Raw genomic sequence first — 26523 nt, forward strand, 5'->3', positions numbered from 1 at the left:
GCAACACTCCCTACCTGAAACGCACAATCAAGGTGCGCCCCTCACCAACCCAGGGCACTCAGTACACATCCCGCCGATAGCGCTTGTCCCGCCCCAGCGCCTCGACATAGGCAGCCGCCGCCTCGTCGCTCATGCCACCCTGCTCGGCCACCAGCCGACGCAACGCCGCGTCCACGTCCCTGGCCATGCGCTGGGCATCGCCGCAGACATACACGTACGCTCCCGCTTCCAGCCAGCGCCACAGTTCGGCGCCCTGCTCCCGCATGCGCTGTTGCACGTAGACCTTGTCGGCCTGGTCACGGGAGAACGCCGTGCTCAGGCGCAGATGCCCGCTGGCCTCCCAGGCCTGCAGCTGCTCGCGGTAATAGAAGTCGCACGCCGCCTGCTGTTCGCCGAAGAACAGCCAGTTGCCGCCGACGGCCCGACGCTGCTCGCGTTCCTCGAGAAAGGCCCGGAACGGGGCGATTCCAGTACCGGGACCGATCATGATGATCGGCGTACGATCATCCTCGGGCAGGCGAAAATGCTTCGACGGTTGCGGCAGGATCGCCACCTCCAGGTCATCCGCGCGATCGGCGAGAAAGCTCGAGCAGACGCCCTTGCGTTCACCATGACGCACCGTGGCAACGGTCAGGTGCACCTGACCGGGATGCGCCCTGGGGCTGGAGCTGATCGAATACAGGCGTGGCTGCAAGGGTTTGAGCAGCGCCAGCCAGCGCTCCAGCGGCAAGCGCTGGGGAAACTCGCGCAGCACGTCCGCCAGCTGGCGCCCCGATGTCCAGGCCTTGAGCTCGCCCTGGCGCTCGGGCAGCAGCAGTTCACCCAAGGCGCCCGCCTGCTGGCTGAACGCTTCGAGTTGTCGCACGGTGACCCGGGCAATCTCCAGATGGCGTTCCAGCGCCTGCGACAGCGGCATGGGCGCGTGCCCGTCGAGCTGAACCTGGGTCTGGCCGTCGAGCTGCATCAGCGCCAGCAGTTCGTCGACCAGCGCCGGGCAATTGCGCGGCCAGACCCGCAGCGCATCGCCGGGCTGGTAGTCCAGACCGCTGCCGGCGAGGTCGAACACCAGTTGCCGGGTCTCCTTCGTCGAGCCGGGGTTGTTGAGCAGGCGATTTTCCAGCAAGCGCGCAGGCCAGGGACGCTGTGCGACAACGGGAACATCGAGGGCGCCAGCGTCAGACGCGGCGCTGCCCAGCGCCGGCAGCAAGGCGTCGAGCCACGCGGCGAACGGCGCGTCGAAATCAGGCTCGCAGTCGACCCGCGCCAGCAGGCGTCGCCCGCCGAGCTCCGCCAGGCGCTGGTCGAGCTTGCGTCCGAAACCGCAGAACTGAGCGTAGCTCGAATCGCCCAGGGCCAGCACCGCGTAGGGCCAGGCGACAGCGTTCGTCTGCCCTTGCAAGGCCTGCCAGAACGCCGCGCCACAGTCCGGGGCATCGCCGTCGCCGAAGGTGCTGGCAATCAGCACCACGCTGGCGGCATCCTGCAGTTGCGCCGGGCTTACCGCCTCCAGGCAGCTGAGTTCGACCGCCAGGCCCGCCTCGCGCAGGCGTTGCGCGCAGCGTTCGGCCAACGCCTCGCCATTGCCGGTCTGCGAAGCCCACAGCACGCGATGACGCGGCACCACGGCGGCAGGCTCGGACGCCGCACGGGCGAACAGACCGGCCAACAGGCCATCGACGAACAGCCGCCGCTCGGGCGCCAGCGGCGCGCAGACCGGCAGGCTCGGCACCCCTTCGCCGCGCGCCTGGCCGAGGCCGAGCAGATACCCCTGCAGATAATGGCGCTCCTGTTCCGTCAGCACCGGTGTCGGCAGCGCTTGCAGGCCAAGCAGGCGGGACAGCGTGGCGGTCGGCACGGCGGCGGACTCCTCGGGCATGGCATGGTTGAGGTCGAGGGCGTCGATGCGCGGTCCGGCGACCCGCTCCAGCGCCACGGCACAGTGCTTGAAAGCCGGCTGCAGCGAAGTCGGATCGACCGCGTCGCAAGTCACCGCGTTGATCGCCAGGTGCTCGCCATACAGATCGTTCCAATGAAACGGCGCAAAGCAGCCACCCGGCAACACTCGCTCGCTGAGGCGCGCCGGCAGCAGCGCCTGGCCTCGGCGCGAGCGGATGGATACCTGGTCGCGATCGGCGATGCCCAGGCGCCGGGCATCGGCAGGATTGATCTCGACGAAAGGGCCGGGTTCGAGCTTGTTCAGGCTCGCCACCTTGCCGGTCTTGGTCAGGGTGTGCCAGTGGTGTTGCACACGCCCGGTGTTGAGCACGAACGGGAACGCCTGGTCGGGCAGCTCGGTCGGCGGCAGCCAGGGCCGGGCAAGGAACCGCGCCTTGCCGCTGGCGGTGGGGAAGACCAGTGTCGACGGGCTGCCGTCGGTGACATAGCGCAGTGGGCTGCGATCATTCCCGCGCCCGGGCGCGCACGGCCACTGCCATGGCCCCTGGCGCAGCTCGGCATAGCCGATGCCGCGCAGGTCATAGCCGCTGGCGGGGTTGTGAAAGCGCCGGATCTCGTCGTACACCGCTTCGGCATCGGCGTAGTCGAAGGCCTCGGCATAGCCCATGGCGCAGGCGATACGGGCGATGATGCGCCAGTCCTCCAGACTCTCGCCGGGAGGCGCGACGGCTCGCGGCATCAAGGTGAGGTTGCGCTCGCTGTTGATCATCACGCCCTCGCCCTCGGCCCACAGTGCGGCGGGCAGGAGAATGTCGGCGTAGCGATTGGTCTCGCTGTCCAGGAACGCATCCTGGCTGATCACCAGTTGCGCCTGGCGCAGGCCGTCGATCACCTGCTGACGGTTGGCGACGCTGGCCACGGGGTTGCTGCAGATGATCCAGCAGGCCTTCACCTCGCCGCGCTTGAGCTGCTCGAACAAGGCCACGGTGCCTTCGCCGCCCTCGCTGCGCAGCGTGCCTGCTGGCAGTCGCCACTGCTGTTCGACGAAGGCACGGTCGGCCTCGACCAGGGCCGAGCGCTGCCCCGGCAGGCCCGGCCCCATGTAGCCCATCTCGCGCCCACCCATGGCGTTGGGCTGGCCGGTGAGCGAGAACGGCCCACTGCCGGGGCGGCAGATGGCGCCGGTGGCCAGGTGCAGGTTGCACAGGGCGTTGCTGTGCCAGGTACCGTGGATGCTTTGGTTCAGGCCCATGGTCCAGCAGCTCATCCACTCGCCGGCGCCGCCGATCAGGCGCGCGGCCTCGCGGATATCGGCCTCGGCCAGGCCGGTGATGGCCGCGACCCGTTCGGGATGGTAGTCGTCGAGAAAGGCCGGCAGCGTCTCCCAATCTTCGGTATGGCGGGCGATGAAATCGCTGTCGATATCGCCGTTGGCGTGCAGCAGGTGCAGCAGCCCGTTGAGCAGCGCCAGGTCGGTGCCCGGACGCACCTGCAAGAACAGGTCGGCCTTGTCGGCGGTGGCCGTGCGCCGGGGATCGACGACGATCAGCTTCGCCCCGGCCTTGAGCCGATCGAGCAGGCGCAGGAACAGGATCGGGTGACAGTCGGCCATGTTCGCGCCAATCACCAGGAACACCTCGGCGCGCTCGAAATCCTGATAGCTGCCCGGCGGCCCGTCGGCGCCCAGCGACTGCTTGTAGCCGCTGCTGGCACTGGCCATGCACAGGCGCGAGTTGGACTCGATATGACGGGTGCGGATAAAGCCCTTGGCCAGCTTGTTGGCCAGGTACTGGGCCTCCAGCGACATCTGCCCGGACACGTACAACGCCACGGCATCGGCGCCATGCGCGTCGATGATCGTGCGCAGGCGCCCGGCCGTCTCGACGATGGCCGCGTCCATGCCGCTGCGCACCGGCTCCTGACTGCGCTGGCGGCGTACGAACGCCTGAACCATGCGTCCATTGCCCAGCGGCAGGTGGGCGGTCTGGCCTTTGCTGCACAGGCGCCCGAAATTGCTCGGGTGCTGCTTGTCGCCGCTGACCTTGACCACCTTGCCGTCGCTCACGCTCATGACGATCCCGCATCCGACCCCGCAATACGGACAGACACTGCGCACCTCGCTGCCGCTCATCGACGTACTCCTGCTGCTGGAACGACGAAGGCGCCGGCCACCCCGGCCTGCAAGCGGCAAGCGGGGCGACACGGCGCCTTCGTCGTGACGAGAATGGCCATCGACGTTGATGGCCTGGATGTCTCTGAATCAGCAAATCCCGGGCCAGCTCATCGCGGCCCCCAGGTTCGGCGGCGCGCTGGCGAACCTGGGGGCCTGTTCCATGACAATTCGTGCACCGAGACAGGGATTCGCGCACCAGCGGGTGGCACATCAAGGCCCAAAACCATATGATTCGAATACATTTCGTATACGGATGATATTCCCATGGGCATCGTCAAGATCTCCGACGACCTCCACGAAGACCTGCGCGTGGCCAGCGCCGCCCTGTCGCGCTCGATCAACGCCCAGGCCGAACACTGGATCCGCCTCGGCATGCTCGCCGAGCTGCACCCGCAAGCCACCTACCAGGACCTGCTGCGCCAGTTGCTGCGCCAGGAGCAGGCCAACCTCAAGGAACTGCTGCAATGAGCAAGGTCATCCTCAAGGACGCCGCGCAACTCGAGCTGATGCGTCGCGCCGGCCAGCTGCTGGCCCGGGTGTTCGCCGACCTCGATGGTTTCATCCGCCCTGGGGTGACGACCATGCAGATCAACGATCGCGCCGAGGCGTTCATCGTCGAAACCCTCAAGGCCAGGCCGGCGAGCAAGGGGCAGTACGGTTTTCCCTACGCGCTCAACACCTCGGTGGACCATGTGGTCTGTCACGGCATGCCCAAGGTCGACGAGGTGCTGCGCGAAGGATCGATCGTCAACGTCGACATCACCCTGGAACAAGGCGGCTACATCGCCGATTCATCGAAGATGTACAGCCTCGGGCGGATCAGCGATGACGCCCGGCGGCTGGTCGATACCACCTACGCCGCCCTGTGGAAGGGCATCGAGCAGGTCCGCCCGGGGGCCACGCTCGGCGATATCGGCCATGCCATCCAGAGCCATGCCGAAGCCGCCGGCTACAGCGTCGTGCGAGAGTATTGCGGGCATGGCATCGGCATGCAGATGCATGAAGCGCCGGAAGTCCTGCACTACGGGCAGCCAGGCACCGGCATGAAACTGCAGCCGGGGATGGTGTTTACCATCGAACCCATGATCAACCAAGGAGGGCGGGGGACGCGTAGCCTGCGTGATGGCTGGACGGTGATCACCCGTGATCACGCGTTGTCGGCGCAGTGGGAGCATACGGTGGCAGTGACTGAGACGGGGTATGAAGTGTTGACGTTACGGCGGGAGGAAGGGGCTGGGGGGTAGGGTCTGGGTCTGGGTCTGGGTCTGGGTCTGGGTCTGGGTCTGGAGTTATTGTTTTGATTTTTTTATTCACATTCGAAGGCGATGGCGACATTTAGTCACCTTTCCGCCTTTACGGCGGCCTACTTTTCTCGTGGGAAAAGTAGGCAAAACCGTTCCGCTCCATTCATCCGGCCCCTACGCTTCGCTTCGGGGTTCCCTCGCTCCGGCCTTGCTCCCGGGAGGACCGCGCTGAACGGCCCATCCTGGGCCGCAGCGCTTGACGGGCATCCATGCCCGTCACCTCCCTCCGCAAGTCCTGCGCTCGGCCTACTGAAGTCGCAATTTGTGGCGCCTGGACTATCGCGCGCTTAGAAGCAAGAGCAAGAGCAAGAGCAAGAGCAAGAGCAAGAGCAAGAGCGCGGCGGGGTTTGAAATTGGGAATCTGACGGCTGGATGCATATTGACTGCTCCAACCCACTCCAACAGAAGAGCGATGGACGCTGAAAATATGCACGACCCTGTGGGAGCGGGTTTACCCGCGAATACGGGGCTGAGGCAGCCTGGCGCAGGCAGAAACAAAAAAAGCGACCCTAAGGTCGCTTTCTTTGTGGCTTCCGGGTGTTCAGTGGGCCCTGGAAGCTTGAATATGGCGCGGCGGACGGGACTCGAACCCGCGACCCCCGGCGTGACAGGCCGGTATTCTAACCGACTGAACTACCGCCGCGCTATACATCGAGTGGTGGGTGATGACGGGATCGAACCGCCGACCCTCTGCTTGTAAGGCAGATGCTCTCCCGGCTGAGCTAATCACCCTTCGTCTCGGTGTGGCGCGCATTCTACGGAGGACATCCCACCCTGGCAAGCACTTTTTTCAAATTTTTTTTCTGATCTTTCAAAGACCTAGCACACTGCAGGTTCCCTCCCTGCAATAAGACGCTACTGGCCCTCTGACAGGGTTGGCCTGGAACCACCGCTCGGAGAATAATGCCCGCCTTATGCATTAAGGAGAGATTCCCCCTCATGTGGTTCAAGAACCTGCTGACCTATCGCCTGACCCAGGATGTCCCGTTCGAGCCTGAAGCACTGGAAGCCGCCCTGGCCAGCAAGCCGGCCCGCCCCTGCGCCAGCCAGGAACTGACCACCTATGGTTTCGTCGCCCCGTTCGGCAAAGGCGCCGACGCGCCCCTGGTGCATGTCAGCGGCGACTTCCTGCTGATCGCCGCGCGCAAGGAAGAACGCATCCTGCCCAGCAGCGTGGTCAACGATGCGGTCAAGGAAAAGGTCGAAGAGATCGAGACCGAGCAAATGCGCAAGGTCTATAAGAAAGAACGCGACCAGATCAAGGACGAGATCATCCAGGCCTTCCTGCCGCGCGCCTTCATCCGCCGCTCGATGATCTTCGCCGCCATCGCCCCGCGCCTGGGCCTGATCCTGGTCAACTCGGCCAGCGCCAAGCGCGCCGAGGACCTGCTGTCGACCCTGCGCGAAGTCATGGGCTCGCTGCCGGTGCGCCCGGTCACCGTGAAGATCGCCCCGGTCGCGACCATGACCGACTGGGTCAAAGGGCAACAAGCCGCCGAAGGCTTCTATGTGCTGGACGAGTGCGAGCTGCGCGATACCGGCGAAGACGGCGGCATCGTGCGCTGCAAGCGCCAGGACCTGACCGGCGAGGAAATCCAGCTGCACCTGAGCACCGGCAAGGTGGTCACCCAGCTGGCCCTGGCCTGGCAGGACAAGCTGTCGTTCGTGCTGGACGACAAGACCGTGATCAAGCGCCTGAAATTCGAGGAACTGCTGCAGGAGCAGGCCGAGCAGGATGGCGGCGACGAGGCTCAGCAACAGTTCGACGCCAGCTTCACCCTGATGATGATGACCTTCACCGAGTTCCTGCCGGCGCTGTTCGAGGCGCTGGGTGGCGAGGAGATCCCGCAGGGGGTCTGAGTCGCATGATCCGCCAGTGCCGACGCCGTCAGTGACGTTGTCGGCACTGGCCTCTTCGCGGGCAAGCCCGCTCCCACAGGGATTGCATTGCCCCTGTGGGAGCGGGCTTGCCCGCGAAGAGGCCAGTGAAAAATCAACCTACAAGAACAAGGACCTGTCCATGCGCGCCCTCGCCGCCCTAAGCCGCTTCGTCGGCAACACCTTCGCTCTCTGGGTGCTGCTGTTCGCCTGCCTGGCGTTCGTCATGCCGCAGTGGTTCGTCGCCCTCAAGGTCGCGATCGTGCCCCTGCTCGGCCTGGTGATGTTCGGCATGGGCCTGACCCTCAAGCTCGACGATTTCGCCGCAGTCGCCCGCCAGCCCTGGCGCGTGGCGCTGGGGGTGGTGGCGCACTTCGTGATCATGCCGGGCATGGCCTGGCTGCTGTGCCAACTGTTCCAGCTGCCACCCGAGATCGCCGTGGGCGTGATCCTGGTCGGCTGCTGCCCGAGCGGCACGGCTTCCAACGTGATGGTCTGGCTGTCCAGGGGCGACCTGGCGCTGGCGGTGGCCATCGCCGGGGTCACCACCTTGCTGGCGCCGCTGCTCACCCCGGCACTAATCTGGTTCCTGGCCTCGGCCTGGCTGCCGGTCTCGTTCATGGACATGTTCTGGTCGATCCTGCAGCTGGTCATGCTGCCGATCGTGCTCGGCGTGCTGGCCCAGCGCCTGCTCGGCACCCGGGTGCACCTGGCGGTGCAGGTGCTGCCGCTGGTGTCGGTGGTGAGCATCGTGATGATCGTCTGCGCGGTGGTGGCGGCCAGCCAGGCGAAGATCGCCGAATCGGGCTTGCTGATCATGGCCGTGGTGGTGCTGCACAACGGCTTCGGCTTTTTGCTCGGCTACCTGACCGGCAAGCTGTGCAAATTGCCGCTGGCCCAGCGCAAATCGCTGGCACTGGAGGTCGGCATGCAGAATTCGGGGCTGGGCGCGGCCCTGGCGGCGGCGCATTTCTCGCCCTTGGCGGCGGTGCCCAGCGCGCTGTTCAGCGTGTGGCACAACATTTCCGGGGCCTTGCTGTCGACCTGGTTCCGGCGCATGGGTGCCCCGGATGCGGACCAGGCTGCGGTACCGGTCAGGCATTGAGGCTGGCTTCTTCGCGGGCAAGCCCGCTCCCACACGTTGAACCCTGGGGGGCGGGTTTGCCCGCGAAGAGGCCGGCGCCGTGGCCATCCATCCCCCAGGCTTGCCTCCTTTGCGCCAAATGTGCACTATAGTGCGCACTGTGAGGACGACCTTACGACGCAGCGCGTGACCAATCAGGGGACGGCCCCATCATTATTAGATAGCGATGGAGACTCACCATGTCCTGGATCATCCTGTTCTTCGCCGGCCTGTTCGAAGTCGGCTGGGCTGTCGGCCTCAAGTACACCGATGGCTTCACCCGCCCCATGCCCACCATTCTCACTGTCGGCGCCATGGTCATCAGCCTCGGCCTGCTGGGCCTGGCCATGAAGGAACTGCCGCTGGGCACCGCCTATGCCATCTGGACCGGCGTCGGCGCGGTCGGCACGGTGATCGCCGGGATCATCCTGTTCGGCGAATCCATGGCGCTGATCCGCCTGGCCAGCGTCGCCCTGATCATCACCGGCCTGGTCGGCCTGAAGGTCAGCGCCAGCTGACCCTCACCCCTTCCCCTTCAACGCAAGTCGCCGCGCAGCAGGCTCACCTGTTCGCGCAGCGCCTCGGGCTGCGCCGCCTCCACCGGGATGGCGGCGCCAGCCACCAGGGTCACCCGCGACCACAGGCGCCTGAAGAAGCCCTTGTTCGGATCGCGACTGAAGAAGCTGCCCCACAGCCCCTGCAATGCTAGCGGAATCACCGGCACCGGTGTCTCCTGCAAGATTCGGTTCACGCCGCCCTTGAACACGTCGATCTCGCCGTCGCCACTCAACTTGCCCTCGGGGAAGATGCACACCAGCTCGCCATCGGCCAGGTACTGTGCGATACAGGCGAAGGCACGCTCGTAGGTAGCCTCGTCCTCGCCGCGCCCGGCAATGGGAATGGCGCCAGCGGTGCGGAACACGAAATTGAGCACCGGCAGGTTGTAGATCTTGTAGTACATGACGAAACGGATCGGCCGGCGAATCGCGCCGCCGATCAGCAGCGCATCGACGAACGACACGTGGTTGCACACCAGCAGCGCCGCGCCCTCGTCGGGAATGCGCTGCAGGTCGCGGTGCTCGACCCGGTACATCGAGTGGCTGAGCAGCCAGATCAGGAAACGCATGGTGAATTCCGGCACGATGCGGAAGATATAGGCGTTGACCAGGATGTTGAGCAACGAGACCACCAGGAACAGCTGCGGGATGCTCAGTTTGGCCAGGCTCAGCAGGACGATGGTGACGACAGCCGACACCACCATGAACAGCGCATTGAGGATGTTGTTGGCGGCGATCACCCGGGCCCGCTCGCCCTCCGGCGTGCGCGCCTGGATCAGCGCATACAGTGGCACGATGTAGAAACCGCCGAACACACCCAGGCCGACGATCGAGAGCATGATCCACCAGGCCTCGCTCATGCCAAGCAGGGCCAGCCAGTCATGGGGCGCCTGGCCCACCGGCACATCGCCGGAGTGCCACCACCAGAGCAGGCCGAACAGGGTCAGGCCGAACGAGCCGAACGGCACCAGGCCGATCTCCACCTTGCGCCCGCTCAGGCGCTCGCACAGCAGCGAGCCGACGGCGATGCCTACCGAGAACAGGGTCAGCACCAGGGTGACCACGGTCTCGTCGCCATGCAGCCAGTCCTTGGCATACGCCGGGATCTGCGTCAGGTAGATCGCGCCGACGAACCAGAACCACGAGTTGCCGACGATCGAACGGGACACCGCTGGCGTCTGCCCCAGGCCCAGGCGCAGCGTGGCCCAGGACTGCTTGAAGATGTTCCAGTCCAGCTTCATTTGCGGTGCAGTCGCGGCAGCCCGGGGAATCCAGCGGCTGGCCAGGTAACCGAGCACGGCGGTGACGACCACTCCCGTCGCCGCCACCGTGGCATAGCTGGACGAGGACATCATCACCCCGGCGCCGATGGTGCCTGCCAGGATCGCCAGGAAGGTGCCCATCTCGACCAGGCCGTTGCCTCCCACCAGCTCCTCTTCGCGCAGGGCCTGGGGCAGGATCGAGTACTTCACCGGGCCGAACAGCGCCGAATGGGTGCCCATGGCGAACAGCGCCACCAGCATCAGTTCCAGATGATGGGTGACGAAACCGGTCGCGCCGACGGCCATGATGACGATCTCGGCCAGCTTGATCGCCCGGATCAGGCGATCCTTGGCGAACTTCTCGCCGAATTGCCCGGCCAGCGCCGAGAACAGGAAGAACGGCAGGATGAACAGCAAGGCGCACAGATTGACCCAGATCGAGCGATCGCCTTCCAGGCTCAGCTTGTAGAGGATCGCCAGGATCAGCGACTGCTTGAACAGGTTGTCGTTGAAGGCGCCCAGCGACTGGGTGATGAAGAACGGCAGGAAACGCCGCTTGCCGAGCAGGGTGAATTGCGAGGGGTGACTCATCGTCCGTGTACCTGGTTGGGCTTTGTCATTGGAGGCACGCACAGCGCGTAAAGCCACAAATCTGCACGGGAATGCCCTGCGACACAACCGGGCAGCAAGCCGGGATCCGGAGGGAGCAGCCGTCTTGCTCAGATTGTTCAACCTGGCGCGATCCCTATGGGAGCGGGCTTGTCGGGGCGCCGAACCGCCGCGAACACCGGCAAAGCCGGTGCCAAGCTCCGCGTCGCCTGCTTCGCGGGCAAGCCCGCTACCACAGGTACGGTGCGTGGTTCGAGGTCGGCGCGGTTTGCTGTGGGAGCGGCTTTAGCCGCGAACACCGGCGCAGCCGGTGCCACACGGCGCGTCGCTTGCTGGGCCCCACGCACGCGCTCAGCGCTGGGCGATGCACGGCGACACGAACAACTCCCCCCGCCAGGCCCCGCGCAAGGTCCGGCTGGCCACCAGCATCCAGAGCAGCGCCAGTGCCACCACCAGCACCTGGCCGAACACCGCGAAGAACCCCAACCCCAGCCAGGCCGCCAGTTTAAAGGTCGCCAGGCAGTACACGCCCAGCGGGAAGGTGAAGCCCCACCATCCCAGGTTGAACGGCATGCCCTGGCGCATGTAGCGCAAGGTGATCAGCACCGCCGTCAGCAACCACCACAACCCGGCGCCCCAGAGCACGATGCCGACTACCAGGCCAAGCCCCCTGGCCACTTCGCCGAGACTGCCAAGGCCATTGGCGGCGAACACCGCTGGCGCATCGCCGCCCAGCACCAGCATGCCCAGCGCGCCGGTGCCGATCGGCCCGAGCGCCAGCCAGCTGGAGGCGGCCATGTTGGCCGGCGGCAATTTATGCAGCGCCATGCGCAGCATGAGGATGGTGAGAATGCTGAAGGCCACCGGCAACGATACCGCCCACATCACATAGCTGGTGATCACCACCAGGAACTGCCGGTGCGCGTCCACCAGGTGCGGCGCCAGCAGCCCGCCGCTGGCAGCGGCGACCTCGGCCGCCACCACCGGCAGCAGCCAGACGGCGGTCATCTGGTCGATGCTGTGTTCCTGGCGGGTGAACATCAGGTAGGGAATCGCCACGCCGCACAGCAGCGCCAGGCCCACATCCAGCCACCACAAGGCTTCGACCCAGGGCACCAGCGCCTCTCCCCAGCGCGCCAGGCCGAACACCAGCGCACCATTGAGAATGGTGGCCAGGCCCATGGGGATGGTGCCGAAGAACATCGACACCGTGGAATGGGCGAAAATGCGCCGGGCCTCGTCGAAGAACAGCAACCAGCGGGCGCCATACAGGACACAGAACAGGACGAACAGGCCGATGGTCAGCCACCACAAGCCTTCCGCCAGACTGTCCAGGCCGGGCACCTGCAACTGGTGAAACGCCAGCGCCAGCACGCCGGTGCCCATGGTGGCGGCGAACCAGTTGGGGGTGAACTGGCGGATCACCTCGCGGGGATGGGCCAGCTGGCTGAGCGGGCGCCACGAGGCGGCGCGGGTCTGTGGGCATGGCATGGAATGTCTCCTGGCCTTGTGTAAGGTGGATTCATCTTATGCCTGCATCGAATATCTATATAACGGGTAATTTCTCTAATTGTTATCTATTCTTTAGATATAGCAAAGACCCCGTGTGCTGGAATATGCTTGGCGCGGCTTTCCCACGACAAGAATGACAAGGACGTGTCGATGCTCACTGCTCTCAAGGGCTACCCCAAAGCTGTACGCCTGCTGCTGTTCACCACCTTCACCCTGACCATGGCCCGGGCGATCACCCTGCCCTACCTGGTGGTCTACCTGTCCGCGCACATGGGCCTGTCGATCGGCCAGACCGGCCTGCTGGTCGGTGGCGCGATGTTCCTGGCGTCGTTGCTGGGGCTCTATGGCGGCCACCTGGTCGACACCCTGCGCAGCCATACGCTGATCGTCGCCAGCACGCTGGTGTTCGCCCTGGCCTTCGTGGGCATCGTGGCCAGCACCTCGGCCATGCTGTTCTTCTGCTTCCTGGTGGTGGCCAACCTGGCCCAGACCGTGGTGGACATCGCCGCCAAGGCCGGCTTCTGCGCCTTGCTGCCGGAGGACAAGCGCGGCGAAGTCTTCGCCATCAAGTACACCTTCAACAACATCGCCTGGGCCGCTGGACCGATGCTCGGCGTGCTGCTGATCGGCGCCGACGACCACCTGCCGTTCCTGGTCTCGGCCCTGATCGGCGTTGGCCTGAGCCTGACCTACTACCGCCTGGGCCAGCGCGACCTGATGAGCCGTGCCGAGGGCGAACCGGCGGCAGGCTTCGCCCAGGTCGCCCTGGGCATGGTGCGCGATCGCCGGCTGGTCTGCTTCACCCTCGGCGGCGTGCTCAGTGCCGTGGTGTTCGGGCAGTTCACCGCCTACCTGTCGCAATACCTGGTGGTGGCTATCCAGGACCCCGCTCAGGTGGCGCGGCTGGTGGGCTACCTGGTGACCACCAACGCCGTCACGGTGATCGTCCTGCAGTACGTGATCGGTCGGCGCATCACCCGCCAGCACCTGATGGGCTGGCTGATGGCCGGCATGGCCATGTTCATCGCCGGGCTGCTCGGTTTCTCCGTGGCCGCTTCGGCGCCGGCCTGGTGCCTGGCCATGCTGGTGTTCACCCTGGGCGAGATCATCGTGATCCCGGCCGAGTTCATGTTCATCGACCTGATCGCGCCGGAACATCTGCGCGGGATCTACTACGGCGCACAGAATCTCTCCAACCTGGGCGCCGGGCTGGGACCGATGCTGGTGGGCCTGGCGCTGGGGCACCTGATGCCGGCGGCGGTGTTCTACCTGCTGATCGGCTCGGTGATACTGGCGGGGTGTTTCTATTACCTGGGGACACGCCGTCCGGCATGACGTGGAGGCAACTGCCTTGTGCAACCCCTAATGTACAACCGGAGACATCCTTTAATCTGGCCCGGTCCCCTGTGGGAGCGGGCTTGCCCGCGAACACCGGCGTAGCCGGTGCCAGACTCCGCAGCGCCTGCTTCGCGGGCAAGCCCGCTGCCACAGAGGCATAGCGCATGACTTGAGCTGTGCGAGGCTTTTGCCGGTGCTACCCATTGGCCCTGCGACGACCTGCCACTGCGACCATCGTCGGCGCTGACGAACCGCGCCCTGCGTGCCAGACTGATTGATCGGGACCGCGTTTCTTTTCTTGCTCCGGAGTTTGCATGTCGTTGTCCAGCGGGCTGATCGCCGTGGTCGCCCTGGCCTATATGGCCATCATGTTCGCCATCGCCTTCTATGGCGACCGCCGCAGCACGCCGTTGCCGCCGCGCCTGCGCGCCTGGGTATACAGCCTGTCGCTGGCGGTGTACTGCACCAGCTGGACCTTCTTCGGCGCGGTCGGCCAGGCCGCCGAGCAGCTCTGGGCCTTCCTGCCCATCTATCTGGGCCCCGTGCTGTTGCTGATCTTCGCGCCCTGGGTGCTGCAGAAGATGGTGCTGATCAGCAAGCAGCAGAACATCACGTCCATCGCCGACTTCATCGCCGCCCGCTACGGCAAGTCACAGAGCCTCGCGGTGGTGGTGGCGCTGATCTGCCTGGTCGGCGTGCTGCCCTACATCGCCCTGCAGCTCAAGGGCATCGTGCTCGGCGTGAACCTGCTGATCGGCGCCAATGCCGACGCCACCGGCAGCCGCGTGCAGGACACCGCGCTGGTGGTATCGCTGGTGCTGGCGCTGTTCGCCATCGTCTTCGGCACCCGCAGCCTGGACGTCACCGAGCACCACCGCGGCATGGTCCTGGCCATCGCCTTCGAGTCGCTGGTCAAGCTGCTGGCCTTCCTCGCCGTGGGCGTCTTCGTGGTGTTCAACCTGTACGACGGCTTCGACGACCTGTTCAGCCAGGCGCGCCAGTCGGTACACCTGAGCGAATACTGGAACGAAACCATCAACTGGCCGTCGATGGTGGTGCAGACCGCCGTGGCGATGATGGCGATCATCTGCCTGCCCAGGCAGTTCCACGTCACCGTGGTCGAGAACATCGAGTCCCAGGACATGCGCCTGGCCCGCTGGGTGTTCCCGCTGTACCTGGCCCTGGCAGCGCTGTTCGTGGTGCCGATCGCCCTGGCCGGGCAGATGCTGCTGCCGGGCACGGTGATTTCCGACTCCTTCGTGATCAGCCTGCCACTGGCCGAGGCCCACCCGAGCCTGGCCCTGCTGGCCTTCATCGGCGGCGCCTCGGCCGCCACCGGCATGGTCATCGTCGAGGCCGTGGCGTTGTCGACCATGGTCTCCAACGACATGCTGCTGCCCTGGCTGCTGCGGCGCAACAATGCCGAGCGCCCATTCGAGGTGTTCCGCCACTGGATGCTCTCGGTGCGCCGGGTGACCATCGTGGTCATCCTGCTGCTGGCTTATGTCAGCTATCGCCTGCTCGGCTCCACCGCAAGTCTGGCCACCATCGGCCAGATCGCCTTCGCCGCGGTGACCCAGCTGACCCCGGCCATGCTCGGCGCGCTGTACTGGAAACAGGCCAACCGCCGTGGCGTGTTCGCCGGGCTCGCCGCTGGCATCTTCCTGTGGTTCTACACCCTGGTGCTGCCGATCGCCGCCCACAGCCTGGGCTGGTCGCTGTCGCTGTTCCCAGGCCTGGCGTGGCTGCACGGCAACCCCCTGAACCTGCCGATCACCCCGCTCACCCAGGGCGTGGTGCTGTCGCTGGCGGGCAACTTCACCCTGTTCGCCTGGGTTTCGCTGCTGTCGCGCACACGGGTGTCCGAGCACTGGCAGGCCGGGCGCTTCATCGGCCAGCAGACCAGCGCGCGCCCGTCCAGCAAGCCACTGCTGGCGGTGCAGATCGACGACCTGCTCAAGCTCGCCGCGCGTTTCGTCGGCGAGGAACGCGCCCGGCAAAGCTTCATCCGCTTCGCCTACCGCCAGGGCAAGGGCTTCAACCCCAACCAGAACGCCGACGGCGACTGGATCGAGCATACCGAACGCCTGCTCGCCGGCGTGCTCGGCACCTCCTCGACCCGTGCGGTGGTCAAGGCGGCCATCGAAGGCCGCGACATGCAGCTGGAAGATGTCGTGCGTATCGCCGACGAAGCCAGCGAAGTGCTCCAATTCAACCGGGCGCTGCTGCAAGGCGCCATCGAGAACATCAACCAGGGCATCAGCGTGGTCGACCAGAACCTGCACCTGGTGGCCTGGAACCGCCGCTACCTCGAGCTGTTCAACTACCCCGACGGGCTGATCAGCGTCGGCCGGCCGATCGCCGACATCATCCGCTACAACGCCGAACGCGGCCTGTGCGGCCCGGGCGAGGCCCAGGTCCATGTGGCGCGACGCCTGCACTGGATGCGCCAGGGCCGTGCGCACTCCTCCGAACGCCTGTTCCCCAATGGCCGGGTGATCGAACTGATCGGCAACCCGATGCCCGGCGGCGGCTTCGTCATGAGTTTCACCGACATCACCCCGTTCCGTGAGGCCGAGCAGGCCTTGCGCGACTCCAACGAAGGGCTGGAGCAGCGGGTCGCCGAACGTACCCACGAACTGTCGCAGCTCAACCTGGCACTGACCGAGGCCAAGAGCCGCGCCGAAGCGGTCAGCCAGTCCAAGACGCGCTTCCTCGCCGCCGTCAGCCACGACCTGATGCAACCGCTCAACGCCGCCCGGCTGTTCTCCGCCGCCCTGTCGCAGCAGGCCGAAGGCATGAACGACGAGGCCCGCCAGCTGGTGCAGCACATGGACAGCTCGCTGCGTTCGGCCGAAGAGCTGATCAGCGACCTGCTCGACATCTCGCGCCTGGAAAACGGCAAGGTCAGTCCCGACGTCAAGCCATTCGCCCTCAATGAGCTGTTCGACACCCTTGGCGCCGAGTTCAAGGTGCTGGCCGCCGAGAAAGACCAGGAATTCCGCCTGCGCGGCAGCCGCCTGCGGGTGGACAGCGACATGAAACTGCTGCGTCGAGTGCTGCAGAACTTCCTCACCAATGCCCTGCGCTACGGCAAGAGCCCGATCCTGCTGGGCGTGCGACGCCAGGGCGGGCGCCTGTGGCTGGAGGTATGGGACCGTGGCCCAGGCATCGCCGACGACAAGCTGCAAGTGATCTTCCAGGAATTCAAACGCCTGGACAGCCACCGCACCCGCGCCGAGAAGGGCCTGGGCCTGGGCCTGGCGATCGCCGATGGCCTGTGCCGGGTGCTGGGGCATCCGCTGCAAGTGCGCTCCTGGCCGGGCAAGGGCAGCGTGTTCCGCGTCGGCGTGCCGATCGCCCGGAGCCCCGCGCCCGTGGCGGTGGCCCCCGTGGAACAGGTCGGTCAACCCTTGGCCGGCCTGCAGGTGCTGTGCGTGGACAACGAAGACAGCATCCTGATCGGCATGAACAGCCTGCTCAGCCGGTGGGGCTGCCAGGTGTGGACCGCACGCAACCAGGCCGAATGCGAGGCGTTGCTGGGCAAGGGCCTGCGCCCGCACCTGGCGCTGGTGGACTACCACCTGGACGATGGCGAGACCGGCACCGGCCTGATGGGCTGGCTACGGGCGCGCCTGGGCGAGCCGGTGCCGGGCGTGGTGATCAGCGCCGACGGGCGCAACGAGACCATCGCCCTGGTCCACGCCGCCGGTCTCGACTACCTGGCCAAGCCGGTCAAGCCGGCAGCCCTGCGCGCCCTGCTCAATCGGCATCTGAGCCTGGTTCAGTAAGGGCCTCGTCGGTCAGCGCGCGCTCGATCAGCTCGGCCGGCAGGCTCTTGCTGGCCCGGGCGCCGAGCAGCTTGAGCTGCTCGCTGCGGCTGACCAGGTTGCCGCGCCCCTCGCACAGCTTGTTGCGCGCCGCGGCGTAGGCCTTGTCCACCTGGGCAAGGCGCGCGCCCAGCTCGTCCAGGTCCTGGATGAACAGCACGAACTTGTCGTAGAGCCAGCCGGCGCGCTCGGCGATCTCGCGGGCATTCTGGCCCTGGCGCTCCTGCTTCCACAGGCTGTCGATCACCCGCAGGGTGGCCAGCAGGGTGGTCGGGCTGACGATCACGATCTGTCGGTCGAAAGCTTCCTGGAACAGGTTGGGCTCGGCTTGCAGGGCGGCCGAGAAAGCCGCCTCGATGGGCACGAACAACAGCACGAAATCGAGGCTGTGCAAGCCCTCCAGACGGTTGTAGTCCTTGCTCGACAGCCCTTTGACGTGACTGCGCAGCGATTGCACATGCTGCTTGAGCGCAGCCTCGTCGTTGTTGCCGACGAACTGCTGGTAGGCCGTGAGGCTGACCTTGGCATCGACCACCACCTGCTTGTCGCCCGGCAGCATGATCAGCACGTCGGGCTGGAAACGCTCACCGTCGGCACTCTTGAGACTGACCTGGGTCTGGTACTCACGCCCCTTCTCCAGGCCCGCATGCTCCAGCACCCGCTCCAGGATCAGCTCGCCCCAGTTGCCCTGGGTCTTCTGGCCCTTGAGCGCCTGGGTGAGATTGGTGGCTTCGTCGGACAGGCGCAGGTTGAGCTGTTGCAGGCGCTCCAGTTCCTTGCCCAGGGAAAAACGCTCGCGCGCCTCTTGCTGGTAGCTTTCCTCGACGCGCTTCTCGAACGCCTGGATGCGCTCCTTGAGCGGGTCGAGCAACTGGCCCAGGTGCTGCTGACTGGTCTGGGCGAAGCGCTGCTCGCGCTCGTCGAAGATCTTGGTGGCCATGTCGGCGAACTGGGCGCGCAGGGTGTCACGGGCTTGCTGCAGGTCCTCCAGGCGTTGCTGGTGGTTTTCCTGTTGCTCGCGCAGTTCCGCCTCCAGGCGCGCGCCCTGGGCCTCCAGGCGCCGCAGTTCGGCCTCGCGGTTGGCGCGCTCGAGGCTCCAGGCATGGGCGGCATCGCGGGCATTGTCGCGGTCGATCTGCAGCAGTTCGAGCTCGCGCCCCTGGGCGGCCAACTGGGTCTGCTTGGCGGTGTTGGCCTCGCTGAGGTCGCTGATCTCGTCGCGGCTGGCGTCCAGCTGCGCCTGCAGGCCGGCCTGGGCCAGTTGCGCGGCATTCAGGCGCTCTTGCTGCAGGGCCTGTTCGGCGTTGCGCGCGCCCTGGCCACGCTGCAGGTGCATGATCCAGCCCAGGCAAGGCACGGCCCCCGCCACCAAGCCCAGCAGAATGCTGGTCAGATCCACTGTCATGCTTACCCCGATCGAACGTTGACGAATGCTGCGCAGCTTATCAGCCTGTTGCCAGGGTTGCCTGATCGATGCCCCTGTAGGAGCGCCCTTTCGCGACACAAGGCCGCTCCTACAGGGGAACGCGTAATCGTGAGCAAGCTGCTTTGGCTAACCGCCGAACCACTGGCGCAACAACCGCCGCGCCTCCTGCGAGCCCTGCCCCGCCGCCAGCTCCAGCCAATAGCGAGACTGCTCCGGCTCCTGGGCCTGGCACAACCGCCCATATTCCAGCTGGGCCCGGCGATCACCGGCACGGGCCGCCTGGCGCAGCAGTTCATGGCCAATACGCCGATCACGGGCATTGCCGCAATCGCGGCACAGCATCTGCCCCAGGCGGCTCTGCGCCACCACCACGCCCTGACGCGCAGGTTGCTTGAGCAGGCGCCCGGCCAAGTGCTTGACGCTGGGCTTGTCGCCCAGGCGCGGGCTGTCGAGCAACCACAAGGCCACTTTCAGCGAAAAGCGCTTGGAGGGAGGCGACGATGGCGAGGTGACAGGACTGGGATGGTGTTTACCGCGAAGCTTCATGACCGACAGCGATGGTGACTCGAAAGGCGCGCCACTCTACTCCTTTTTGCCGGATCTGGCCTGGTCGACTTATGGCTTAGCGAATTTTTTTCGATGTTTTTTTCTTGACGTCGTCGTGGGGAAAATGCCGGTGCCACGCCTGCCGCCCGATTGTCGGACACTTGGTGAAACAGCTGGCACGCCCGTGCTAGAGCAAGCGCCCGGGACAATCCACAGAAGCTGTGGATAACTCGGTGGACAACCATCCATGACAGCCCGCAAACCCCTGCAAAATGGGGCTTTCAGTCAAACTGACGATTTTTTCACCAGCAAAAATTAGTGTTTTTTTTCATTGACTTACCCCTTGAGTCAAGTCATTGGCGAGCCGTCCACAGGATGTTGCAAGTGGGTTACAGGTCCCCGTGCGAATGTGTACAAGTGCACCATCGCACGGCATGCCGATGCACGAAAACGGTACATGGGGCGTGTCGACGAGGCATCTCACCTCTTCACAGCCAAGCCGATAGGCGACATAATGGCCGGCTCCGCGCAATAAAAGCCAAACACTTGCAATGCCTCTAATGTTCGTGTAGGGTTGCGCCCCGTTAGTACCCAGCTGAAAGTCATTCTGGCCATCACGTCCCTCCAGCCCGACGCTCGAACACGAGCATGCGCTGCCCATCAGGACCGGCCCATTCGATGATTCACTTGGCAATCCTTGCCTGGCACGAATCACGTATCAGATTGATCAGGATCTTCCCCGGCGCCTAGAACCCTGGCCTCGGAGTGCTGCCTGCCTTCTGTCGTACCTACCAGTCAGCCCAGCGCCCACCTATTGCATGCGCCCCTCTGGCTGCCCTGTTCCAGTCAGGTTCTGCGTCTCCTTAATAAAGACGTCACTGGAACGTTTCTATTGTGCACGGATCGAAAACCGTGTCTTACGCAGGAACATCCAACAATATGAGCAACCACCAACAAATCCAGGCTGCCTTCGGCACCCTTTCCCAGGCCTTCGCACCACTGAAGTGCCTGATCGTCGCCCCACGCAAGGGCAGCTTCAGCTTCACCCTGGTCGACGAACATGGCGTCGCCTGCCACAGCGAGCGTCTCTACCCTGAGCAGTACAACCGGGCCGAGCCGCTGCAGGCGGTGATCGAGCGCACGCGGCAGTCGCTGACCGCATGAATGAATGGCGGACGATAAACGCCATGAATACGCCATCGCAGCGCCAGCCTGAAGGTAATTGGCTTAATCGCCAGCGGGCATATACCCCGCGCCTTCGGGCTGCAATCGATTTAAAAACAGCCCTTTACACCACAGTTATCACACTACACTTCAACTCGAGCGGCGCTTGCCGCTTCCGGCGGGCCTGACCACTCACCAGCTGCCAAGCTCCAGCGCCCGTCGGCCTTTTCAGCAGAGGGCATCATGGGCATCGCTGCGAACGAGTTGAGTCGATATGTGATCAGACCCACGCTGATCTACCTGGACCGCCACTGCGCCAGCGCCGAAGCATTGTTGCTGGGTGTTGCCGCCAGCCAGTCGGGCCTGGGCTCCGCCCTGCATGACCGGCGCGGCCATGGCCTGTACCGGATCGGCGAACATCGCCACCGCTGCCTGTGGGACGACTTCCTTGCCCGCGACCCCGAACTGGCCAGCCTGGTCCGCGGACTGGCCAGCCAGCACGCCTTCCTCGGCGGCCCCCACCTCGAACTGACCGTCAATCTGCGCTATGCCACGGCCATCGCCTGGATGCTCATCGAAGAGCAGGCCACGCCCTTGCCGGCAGCCGACGACTTGCTGGGCCTGGCACGTATCTGGCGCCAGACCTTCCACCCCCCGGGACGCCTGCGGGACTTCACCCAGGCCTGGCATCACTGCATCGCCCCGGAATCGGTGATGGCTTCCTGACAACCGTTCGCATTCGCAACATGAAAAAATGGAATTTTGGTCGGATTGTCCTACAAAACCGCTCTATCTCCTGCGTTTCAGCCTATAGCGTGGAGCGGTATTTGTTGGTAGCTTTTCGCCCCGGAGATCCCAAGGAGTTTCTAATAATGAAAAAAGTTATGCTCAAAACCTCTCTCGGCGTTGCCGTTGCCCTCGCTTCCAGTCAATTGCTCGCCAGTGGTTTTGCCCTGAACGAGCAGAGCGTCAGTGGCATGGGGACAGGTTTTGCGGGTCGTTCTTCCGCTGCCGAAGATGCAAGTACCGTGTACGGCAACCCGGCGGGCATGTCCCGCCTGAAGCGCGACCAAATGACCGTCGGCGGTGCCGCGGTCATCGCCAAGTCCGATATTTCCGGGCCTGGCAGCAACAAAGGGGGAGAAACCGACGGTGACATGGTGCCTGTGGTCGGTGTACCGATGGGCTACTACGTCAAGTCGATCGATGACCACTGGAGCGTCGGTTTCGGCGTCTACGTGCCATTCGGCCTGGTCACCGACTACGGTAGCGACGATGCCGCGCGCTACTGGGGCAAGAAGAGCCATGTCGAGGTCGTGACCTTCCAGCCGACCGTGAGCTACGCGTTCAACGACAAGGTCTCGATCGGTTTCGGCCCGACCATCAACCGCATCAAGGGCGAGCTGGGCTCGAACCTGGCCAGCATCTCGCCCCGCGCTCCGGCCGATGGCGAGGTCAAGATCAAGGGCGACGATACCGCCGTTGGCTACAACATCGGCATCCTGGTACAAGCCACCGACCGCACCCGTGTCGGCCTGACCTACCACTCGATGGTCGACTACAAGCTCGAAGGCAAGACCAAGGTCAGCTATCCGCTGCTAGGCCTGGACGGCAACAAGTTCGATGCGTCGCTGAAGATCAAGACGCCCGAGTCGGTGGACTTCTCGGTCACCCACGAGCTGGATGACCAGTGGACCCTGTACGCAGGCAGCACCTGGACCCGCTGGAGCCGCCTGGAGGCGATCACCGTCAACAACGACGTTCCGGCAGGCCCTGCCGGGCAGTTCGCGACCATCTCCGAGGAACAGAACTGGCACGACACCTGGGCTCACGCCATTGGCGCCTCCTACAAGGTGAACAAGGAGTGGGTTCTGCGCACCGGTTTCTCGGTTGACCAGTCACCGACCAACAACACCAACCGCTCTCCGCGCATCCCCACTGGCGATCGCAAGATCTTCAGCATCGGTGCCGGCTGGAGCCCGACCGACGACATGACCATCGACGTGGCCTACTCCTACCTGTGGGAAGAGGACACCAAGGTCAACAACCAGCCACACAGCATTGGCGAAGCAGGTCTCAAAGGCAGCTACCAGGCCAAGTACGAGAACAGCGCCCATGGCGTTGGTGCTTCGCTGACCTACCGCTTCTGAGCAATGCCCGCCGCATGAAAAAACCGCCCTCGTGGCGGTTTTTTCATGCCTGGAACACGCGGCGCTCAGGTCAAGGCTGCGAGGCGATGGCCTTTTCGATCGCCGCTTTGAACGCTGGATCGTCCGGCTTGGTCAGGCTGGAGAAGTTACCGATCACCTTGCCCTTGCGGTCCACCACGTACTTGTAGAAGTTCCACTTCGGCGCGCTGCTCTGCCGGGCCAGCTCGACGAACAGCGGGATCGCGTCCTTGCCACGCACCGGCTGGGCCTTGGTCATGGCAAAGGTCACACCGTAGTTGGCATAGCAGACCTTGGCGGTCTTCTCGCTGTCGGCGTCCTCCTGCTTGAAATCGTTGGACGGCACACCGAGCATTTCCAGGCCCTGCTCGTGGTACTCCTGGTACGTCGCCTCCAGCCCTTCGAACTGCGGAGCGAAGCCGCAATAGCTGGCGGTGTTGATCACCACCAACGGCTTGCCGGCGAAGCGCTGGCACAGATCGATCTGCTCCTTGCCGCGCAGCTCCGGCAGGCTGCCCTGGAGCAGCGCCGGGCAGTCCGCCGCCCAGCTCGAAGTGGCGGCGGCCAGGGCCAGCAGGGGTAGGGTCAGCCAGCGTGCATGCATGATATCGGTCTCCTGCACATGATTCCTTGAATGTGCAGGGTAGCGCTTAACACAAGCCCATGCCCAACTGCATCAGCGCCAGCCCACCCTTGTGCCAGCCCCACCATACCAACGCCAGCACCAGCAGCGCGCCGACAAGCAGCAGGCCACGCCCCAGCAGGCGGTTCATGCGGCCTGGGCCTGCAGGCGCGCGACCGGGCGCTCGCGCACCGGCCAATTGAGGGCCGCGGCCAACAGGCTGAGCAGGATCGAGATCTGCCACACCAAGTCGTAGCTGCCGGTCTGGTCATACACCACGCCGCCCAGCCAGCCACCGAGGAAGGCGCCCAGCTGGTGGAACAGAAACACGATGCCGCCAAGCATCGACAGGTTGCGCACGCCGAACAGCGTGGCCACGGTGCCATTGGTGAGCGGTACCGTGGACAGCCACAGCAGGCCCATGGCGATGCCGAACAGGTAGGCGCTGAACTGCGTCACCGGTGCCCAGAGGAACAGCACGATGACCACCGCACGCAGCAGGTACAGGCCAGTCAGCAGGCGCGGCTTGGACATGCGCCCACCCAACCAGCCCGCCGTGTAGGTGCCGACGATATTGAACAGGCCGACCAGCGCCAGCACGGTGGTGCCGGTGATCGCTGGCAGGTGCTGGTCGACCAGGTAGGCCGGCAGGTGCACGCCGATGAACACCACCTGGAAGCCACAGACGAAAAAGCCCAGCGCCAGCAGCCAGAAGCCGGAGTGCGAGCAGGCCTCGCGCAGGGCCTGGCCAAGGCTCTGCTCAGCGCCCTGGCTGGGCAGCGGACGATCGCGCAGCATGCCCACAAGCGGCACGATCAGCGCCACCATCAGGCCCAGCACCAGCAAGGCCGCCGACCAGCCCAGCCACTGGATCAAGCCCAGGGTGCCGGGCAGCATGGCGAACTGGCCGAAGGAACCCGCCGCGCTGGCGATGCCCATGGCCATGCTGCGTTTCTCCGGTGGAACGGCGCGCCCGACCACGCCGAGGATCACCGAGAACGACGTGCCGGACAGCCCGATGCCGATCAGCAGGCCGGCGCTCAGCGACAGCGACCAGGCCGAATCGGCCATGCCCATCATCACCAGGCCGGCGGTGTAGAGGATGCCGCCGATCACCACCACCTTGGCGGCGCCCAGGCGGTCGGCCAGGGCACCGGTAAAGGGCTGGGCCAGGCCCCAGATCAGGTTCTGCAGGGCGATGGCGAAGGCGAATACCTCGCGGCCCCAGCCGAACTCGGCACTCATCGGCGCCAGGAACAGGCCGAAACCATGTCGCACCCCCAGCGACAGCGCCAGGATCAGCGCCGCCCCCAGAAGTACCCAACCGCTGCTCCGCCAAAGGGAAGTCATTGTCGTTGTCTCCAGCCCATCGCAAGGTTGATACGGGTATATACCCGCTTTCTATCGTAGTCGTTCAGGCAAGCTGCCCCAGCAAGCGCACCAGCTCGTCACGCTGGCCTTCGCCCAGTCGTTCCACCAACTGTGCCTGGGCCTGTTGCCAGGCCGGGTACGCCGCCTCCAGGCGCGCCCTGCCCGCTTCGCTCAGCAGCACCACGCGGTTGCGCTGGTCATCGCCGTCGGCCAGGCGCACCAGGCCGTCGGCCTCGAGCACCTTGAGGTTGCGGCCCAGGGTGCTGCGCTCCAGGCCCATGGCCTCGGCCAGGCAGGTGATGCTGGGGCGGTCGAGGCGCTGCACATGACGTAGCAGGGAAAACTGGGCGACATTGATGCCGAAGCCGAAAAGGGCCTCGTCGTAATGCCGGCTCACCCCACGGGCGGCACGACGCAGATGGGTACAGATGCATTCACTGGTCAGCATGGATACGTGTATATACCCGCATTATCGATGTTGCAAGAAGTTTCACGGTAGCGCTTCAGCCTGCAACCGTCGGCGGATCGGTTCGAACTCGGCCGTCGCCTTGCGCGGCAAGGGGTCCGGCGCGGCTTGTTCGATGGCCTGCCAATAGCGCCACGGCACCTTCGCCGATCCCAGTTCGTAGTCCATGCCGTCCCAACTGTCCTCGCGGAAGCTATAGAAGGCCCAATGCAAGTGTTGGCGATCCAGCACTGCGAGCACATCGTCCAGGTATTGCCGGCACCCGGGTAGCCGCCGCATGCAGCCGAATTCGCCGACGACCAACCGTGAACGCGGCAATTTCATCGAATCGGCCCAGTCCACCGGTTGCTGCAGGTAGCGGGCGACCTGCTCGGCATCCCACTGCCGGGTCTTTCCGGCAAACGGCACAGGCCCCGGATAGCTGAAGGGTTGCTTTCGAGAAAGATTGGGCGCGCTGGTGGCGGCGTAGGGTTCGTACATGTGCACGCTGTACAGCACGCGCTCATCCTCAAGCGCCTTGGGCCAGTAGGCGAAGGCATCGGCGGCGGCGTACCAGCCGGCATCGACCATGATCGGCGTCTTGTCATCGACTTCGCGGATCGCCGCCACCAACTGCCGATAGAGCGCTGGCAGGTCACGCGCTCCGCCCTGCTCGCGGACGTACCACTGTTTCATCTGGTCGAGGTCGGCGTGCTCGGCCAAGCCACCGTGCTTCTCGGGCGCGGGCTCGTTGATGAGGTTGTAGGCGGCAACGGCCGGGTGGTCCTTGAGAGCCTGGGCAACGTCGCGCCAGAAGCGCGCGGACTGGTCCCAGAAGCGCTTGTCCTGCCACAGCCTGTCGTCGAAGCGGTCCTGATTGTTCTGCGCCCAGCGCATGCCAGGGAGCGACAGCGGCGTGATGACCACCTTGAGGCCAGCGGCGTGGGCGTGGTCGAGCACCTCGATGAGCTGCCGCAGGTCGGCACTGGCCAGTCCCTGATAATCGTCGGCATTGCCCAGCAGGAAATCGCGTTGGGCCGGGCGCCACTTATCGTAGGAGAGGCGCACCCAGCTGGAGCCGTAGCCTTTCAGGGCATCGAAGTAGGCCTGGTCCGGGGGCAGGCGGTTGAAACTGTTGCCGCCGTGGCGTGGGGTGTTCCAGAAATCGATCAGGTCGGCGGCGCTGGCGGGTATGGCGGTCAGGGCCAGCAGGCTGGCGAGTATCCAGGGGTGCATGGCGGGGGTTCCTGGTGGTGAAGGAACGGACGAGGATAAGCGCAATTCTTGGGGATAGTTTCC

General features: G+C 65.1%; 20 protein-coding genes and 2 tRNA genes. 10 read left to right on the plus strand and 12 right to left on the minus strand.

Going from position 1 to position 26523, the window contains the following annotated elements; all coding sequences use genetic code 11:
• Nucleotides 1-58: 58 nt before the first annotated feature.
• Nucleotides 59-4027, minus strand: a complete 3969-nt coding sequence (locus N5D48_RS17970; protein WP_279886835.1) for a bifunctional nitrate reductase/sulfite reductase flavoprotein subunit alpha — start codon at nucleotides 4025-4027, stop codon at nucleotides 59-61.
• Nucleotides 4028-4333: 306 nt separating this feature from the next.
• Between N5D48_RS17970 and N5D48_RS17975 the strand changes: the two genes are divergently transcribed.
• Both N5D48_RS17975 and map read left to right on the plus strand, forming a co-directional pair.
• On the plus strand, nucleotides 4334-4537 hold the full coding sequence (locus N5D48_RS17975; protein ID WP_011532704.1) for a ParD-like family protein: 204 nt from the start codon (nucleotides 4334-4336) through the stop codon (nucleotides 4535-4537).
• Nucleotides 4534-5313 carry a type I methionyl aminopeptidase gene (gene map, locus N5D48_RS17980; RefSeq protein ID WP_279886836.1) on the plus strand — a complete coding sequence of 260 codons (780 nt, stop codon included), beginning with the start codon at nucleotides 4534-4536 and terminating at the stop codon, nucleotides 5311-5313. The genes N5D48_RS17975 and map overlap by 4 nt, the downstream gene beginning before the upstream one ends.
• Before the next feature lie 626 nt (nucleotides 5314-5939).
• Here map and N5D48_RS17985 read toward each other — a convergent pair.
• Nucleotides 5940-6016, minus strand: a tRNA-Asp gene (locus tag N5D48_RS17985).
• A gap of 13 nt (nucleotides 6017-6029) precedes the next feature.
• Nucleotides 6030-6105: transfer RNA gene (locus N5D48_RS17990), tRNA-Val, on the minus strand.
• 207 nt (nucleotides 6106-6312) lie between these two features.
• On the opposite strand from N5D48_RS17990, the gene rdgC reads away from it, so the two are divergent.
• The 3 genes from rdgC to sugE all read left to right on the plus strand — a co-directional run bounded on the left by rdgC (nucleotide 6313) and on the right by sugE (nucleotide 8892).
• On the plus strand, nucleotides 6313-7233 hold the full coding sequence (gene rdgC / locus N5D48_RS17995; RefSeq protein ID WP_279886838.1) for a recombination-associated protein RdgC: 921 nt from the start codon (nucleotides 6313-6315) through the stop codon (nucleotides 7231-7233).
• Between the two features lie 160 nt (nucleotides 7234-7393).
• Nucleotides 7394-8356: a bile acid:sodium symporter family protein gene (locus N5D48_RS18000; RefSeq protein ID WP_279886840.1), complete on the plus strand. Its 963-nt coding sequence runs from the start codon at nucleotides 7394-7396 to the stop codon at nucleotides 8354-8356.
• A gap of 218 nt (nucleotides 8357-8574) precedes the next feature.
• Nucleotides 8575-8892: a quaternary ammonium compound efflux SMR transporter SugE gene (gene sugE / locus N5D48_RS18005; protein WP_050704569.1), complete on the plus strand. Its 318-nt coding sequence runs from the start codon at nucleotides 8575-8577 to the stop codon at nucleotides 8890-8892.
• Between the two features lie 17 nt (nucleotides 8893-8909).
• On the opposite strand, the gene N5D48_RS18010 is transcribed toward sugE, so the two are convergent.
• Nucleotides 8910-10784 carry an MFS transporter gene (locus N5D48_RS18010; RefSeq protein WP_279886842.1) on the minus strand — a complete coding sequence of 625 codons (1875 nt, stop codon included), beginning with the start codon at nucleotides 10782-10784 and terminating at the stop codon, nucleotides 8910-8912.
• Nucleotides 10785-11153: 369 nt separating this feature from the next.
• Nucleotides 11154-12293: a TDT family transporter gene (locus N5D48_RS18015; protein ID WP_279886843.1), complete on the minus strand. Its 1140-nt coding sequence runs from the start codon at nucleotides 12291-12293 to the stop codon at nucleotides 11154-11156.
• A 171-nt stretch (nucleotides 12294-12464) separates the two neighbouring features.
• On the opposite strand from N5D48_RS18015, the gene N5D48_RS18020 reads away from it, so the two are divergent.
• Nucleotides 12465-13649: an MFS transporter gene (locus tag N5D48_RS18020; protein ID WP_279886844.1), complete on the plus strand. Its 1185-nt coding sequence runs from the start codon at nucleotides 12465-12467 to the stop codon at nucleotides 13647-13649.
• A 317-nt stretch (nucleotides 13650-13966) separates the two neighbouring features.
• Entirely contained in the window at nucleotides 13967-17443 is a 3477-nt protein-coding gene (locus tag N5D48_RS18025) for a PAS domain-containing hybrid sensor histidine kinase/response regulator (protein WP_279886847.1), read from the plus strand.
• Here the strand turns inward: N5D48_RS18025 and rmuC are convergent.
• Both rmuC and N5D48_RS18035 read right to left on the minus strand, forming a co-directional pair.
• On the minus strand, nucleotides 17415-18773 hold the full coding sequence (gene rmuC, locus N5D48_RS18030) for a DNA recombination protein RmuC (RefSeq protein ID WP_279886866.1): 1359 nt from the start codon (nucleotides 18771-18773) through the stop codon (nucleotides 17415-17417). The genes N5D48_RS18025 and rmuC overlap by 29 nt on opposite strands.
• Nucleotides 18774-19034: 261 nt before the next feature.
• Nucleotides 19035-19454, minus strand: a complete 420-nt coding sequence (locus N5D48_RS18035; RefSeq protein WP_279886849.1) for a sel1 repeat family protein — start codon at nucleotides 19452-19454, stop codon at nucleotides 19035-19037.
• Between the two features lie 939 nt (nucleotides 19455-20393).
• Between N5D48_RS18035 and N5D48_RS18040 the strand changes: the two genes are divergently transcribed.
• The 3 genes from N5D48_RS18040 (at nucleotide 20394) to N5D48_RS18050 (ending at nucleotide 22768) form a co-directional block, all read left to right on the plus strand.
• Complete coding sequence (locus N5D48_RS18040) at nucleotides 20394-20618, plus strand: hypothetical protein (RefSeq protein ID WP_279886851.1); 225 nt, start codon at nucleotides 20394-20396, stop codon at nucleotides 20616-20618.
• A gap of 243 nt (nucleotides 20619-20861) precedes the next feature.
• Nucleotides 20862-21344, plus strand: coding sequence for a hypothetical protein (locus tag N5D48_RS18045; RefSeq protein WP_279886853.1), 483 nt, complete (start codon nucleotides 20862-20864; stop codon nucleotides 21342-21344).
• 146 nt (nucleotides 21345-21490) lie between these two features.
• On the plus strand, nucleotides 21491-22768 hold the full coding sequence (locus N5D48_RS18050) for an outer membrane protein transport protein (protein ID WP_279886855.1): 1278 nt from the start codon (nucleotides 21491-21493) through the stop codon (nucleotides 22766-22768).
• Nucleotides 22769-22838: 70 nt separating this feature from the next.
• Here the strand turns inward: N5D48_RS18050 and N5D48_RS18055 are convergent, their stop codons facing one another.
• From N5D48_RS18055 to N5D48_RS18075, 5 genes are all read right to left on the minus strand, one after another.
• Nucleotides 22839-23390 carry a glutathione peroxidase gene (locus N5D48_RS18055; RefSeq protein WP_279886857.1) on the minus strand — a complete coding sequence of 184 codons (552 nt, stop codon included), beginning with the start codon at nucleotides 23388-23390 and terminating at the stop codon, nucleotides 22839-22841.
• A 46-nt stretch (nucleotides 23391-23436) separates the two neighbouring features.
• A complete protein-coding gene (locus tag N5D48_RS18060; RefSeq protein ID WP_279886859.1) occupies nucleotides 23437-23559 on the minus strand; it encodes a hypothetical protein in 123 nt (40 codons plus the stop codon).
• Nucleotides 23556-24758: an MFS transporter gene (locus tag N5D48_RS18065; protein ID WP_279886861.1), complete on the minus strand. Its 1203-nt coding sequence runs from the start codon at nucleotides 24756-24758 to the stop codon at nucleotides 23556-23558. The genes N5D48_RS18060 and N5D48_RS18065 overlap by 4 nt, the downstream gene beginning before the upstream one ends.
• A gap of 64 nt (nucleotides 24759-24822) precedes the next feature.
• Nucleotides 24823-25227 carry a MarR family winged helix-turn-helix transcriptional regulator gene (locus tag N5D48_RS18070; protein ID WP_279886863.1) on the minus strand — a complete coding sequence of 135 codons (405 nt, stop codon included), beginning with the start codon at nucleotides 25225-25227 and terminating at the stop codon, nucleotides 24823-24825.
• Between the two features lie 42 nt (nucleotides 25228-25269).
• Entirely contained in the window at nucleotides 25270-26460 is a 1191-nt protein-coding gene (locus N5D48_RS18075; protein WP_279886865.1) for a cellulase family glycosylhydrolase, read from the minus strand.
• Nucleotides 26461-26523: the final 63 nt, after the last annotated feature.

The sequence above is a fragment of the Pseudomonas sp. GD03858 genome, assembly GCF_029840925.1.
GTDB lineage: Bacteria > Pseudomonadota > Gammaproteobacteria > Pseudomonadales > Pseudomonadaceae > Aquipseudomonas.

Excerpts from the sequence above, each read along its gene's own strand:
- N5D48_RS17970 (WP_279886835.1), bottom strand. The coding sequence starts at position 4,027 with ATGAGCGGCAGCGAGGTGCGCAGTGTCTGTCCGTATTGCGGGGTCGGA.
- N5D48_RS17975 (WP_011532704.1), top strand. The coding sequence starts at position 4,334 with ATGGGCATCGTCAAGATCTCCGACGACCTCCACGAAGACCTGCGCGTG.
- map (WP_279886836.1), top strand. The coding sequence starts at position 4,534 with ATGAGCAAGGTCATCCTCAAGGACGCCGCGCAACTCGAGCTGATGCGT.
- rdgC (WP_279886838.1), top strand. The coding sequence starts at position 6,313 with ATGTGGTTCAAGAACCTGCTGACCTATCGCCTGACCCAGGATGTCCCG.
- N5D48_RS18000 (WP_279886840.1), top strand. The coding sequence starts at position 7,394 with ATGCGCGCCCTCGCCGCCCTAAGCCGCTTCGTCGGCAACACCTTCGCT.
- sugE (WP_050704569.1), top strand. The coding sequence starts at position 8,575 with ATGTCCTGGATCATCCTGTTCTTCGCCGGCCTGTTCGAAGTCGGCTGG.
- N5D48_RS18010 (WP_279886842.1), bottom strand. The coding sequence starts at position 10,784 with ATGAGTCACCCCTCGCAATTCACCCTGCTCGGCAAGCGGCGTTTCCTG.
- N5D48_RS18015 (WP_279886843.1), bottom strand. The coding sequence starts at position 12,293 with ATGCCATGCCCACAGACCCGCGCCGCCTCGTGGCGCCCGCTCAGCCAG.
- N5D48_RS18020 (WP_279886844.1), top strand. The coding sequence starts at position 12,465 with ATGCTCACTGCTCTCAAGGGCTACCCCAAAGCTGTACGCCTGCTGCTG.
- N5D48_RS18025 (WP_279886847.1), top strand. The coding sequence starts at position 13,967 with ATGTCGTTGTCCAGCGGGCTGATCGCCGTGGTCGCCCTGGCCTATATG.
- N5D48_RS18035 (WP_279886849.1), bottom strand. The coding sequence starts at position 19,454 with ATGAAGCTTCGCGGTAAACACCATCCCAGTCCTGTCACCTCGCCATCG.
- N5D48_RS18040 (WP_279886851.1), top strand. The coding sequence starts at position 20,394 with ATGAGCAACCACCAACAAATCCAGGCTGCCTTCGGCACCCTTTCCCAG.
- N5D48_RS18045 (WP_279886853.1), top strand. The coding sequence starts at position 20,862 with ATGGGCATCGCTGCGAACGAGTTGAGTCGATATGTGATCAGACCCACG.
- N5D48_RS18050 (WP_279886855.1), top strand. The coding sequence starts at position 21,491 with ATGAAAAAAGTTATGCTCAAAACCTCTCTCGGCGTTGCCGTTGCCCTC.
- N5D48_RS18055 (WP_279886857.1), bottom strand. The coding sequence starts at position 23,390 with ATGCATGCACGCTGGCTGACCCTACCCCTGCTGGCCCTGGCCGCCGCC.
- N5D48_RS18060 (WP_279886859.1), bottom strand. The coding sequence starts at position 23,559 with ATGAACCGCCTGCTGGGGCGTGGCCTGCTGCTTGTCGGCGCGCTGCTG.
- N5D48_RS18065 (WP_279886861.1), bottom strand. The coding sequence starts at position 24,758 with ATGACTTCCCTTTGGCGGAGCAGCGGTTGGGTACTTCTGGGGGCGGCG.
- N5D48_RS18070 (WP_279886863.1), bottom strand. The coding sequence starts at position 25,227 with ATGCTGACCAGTGAATGCATCTGTACCCATCTGCGTCGTGCCGCCCGT.
- N5D48_RS18075 (WP_279886865.1), bottom strand. The coding sequence starts at position 26,460 with ATGCACCCCTGGATACTCGCCAGCCTGCTGGCCCTGACCGCCATACCC.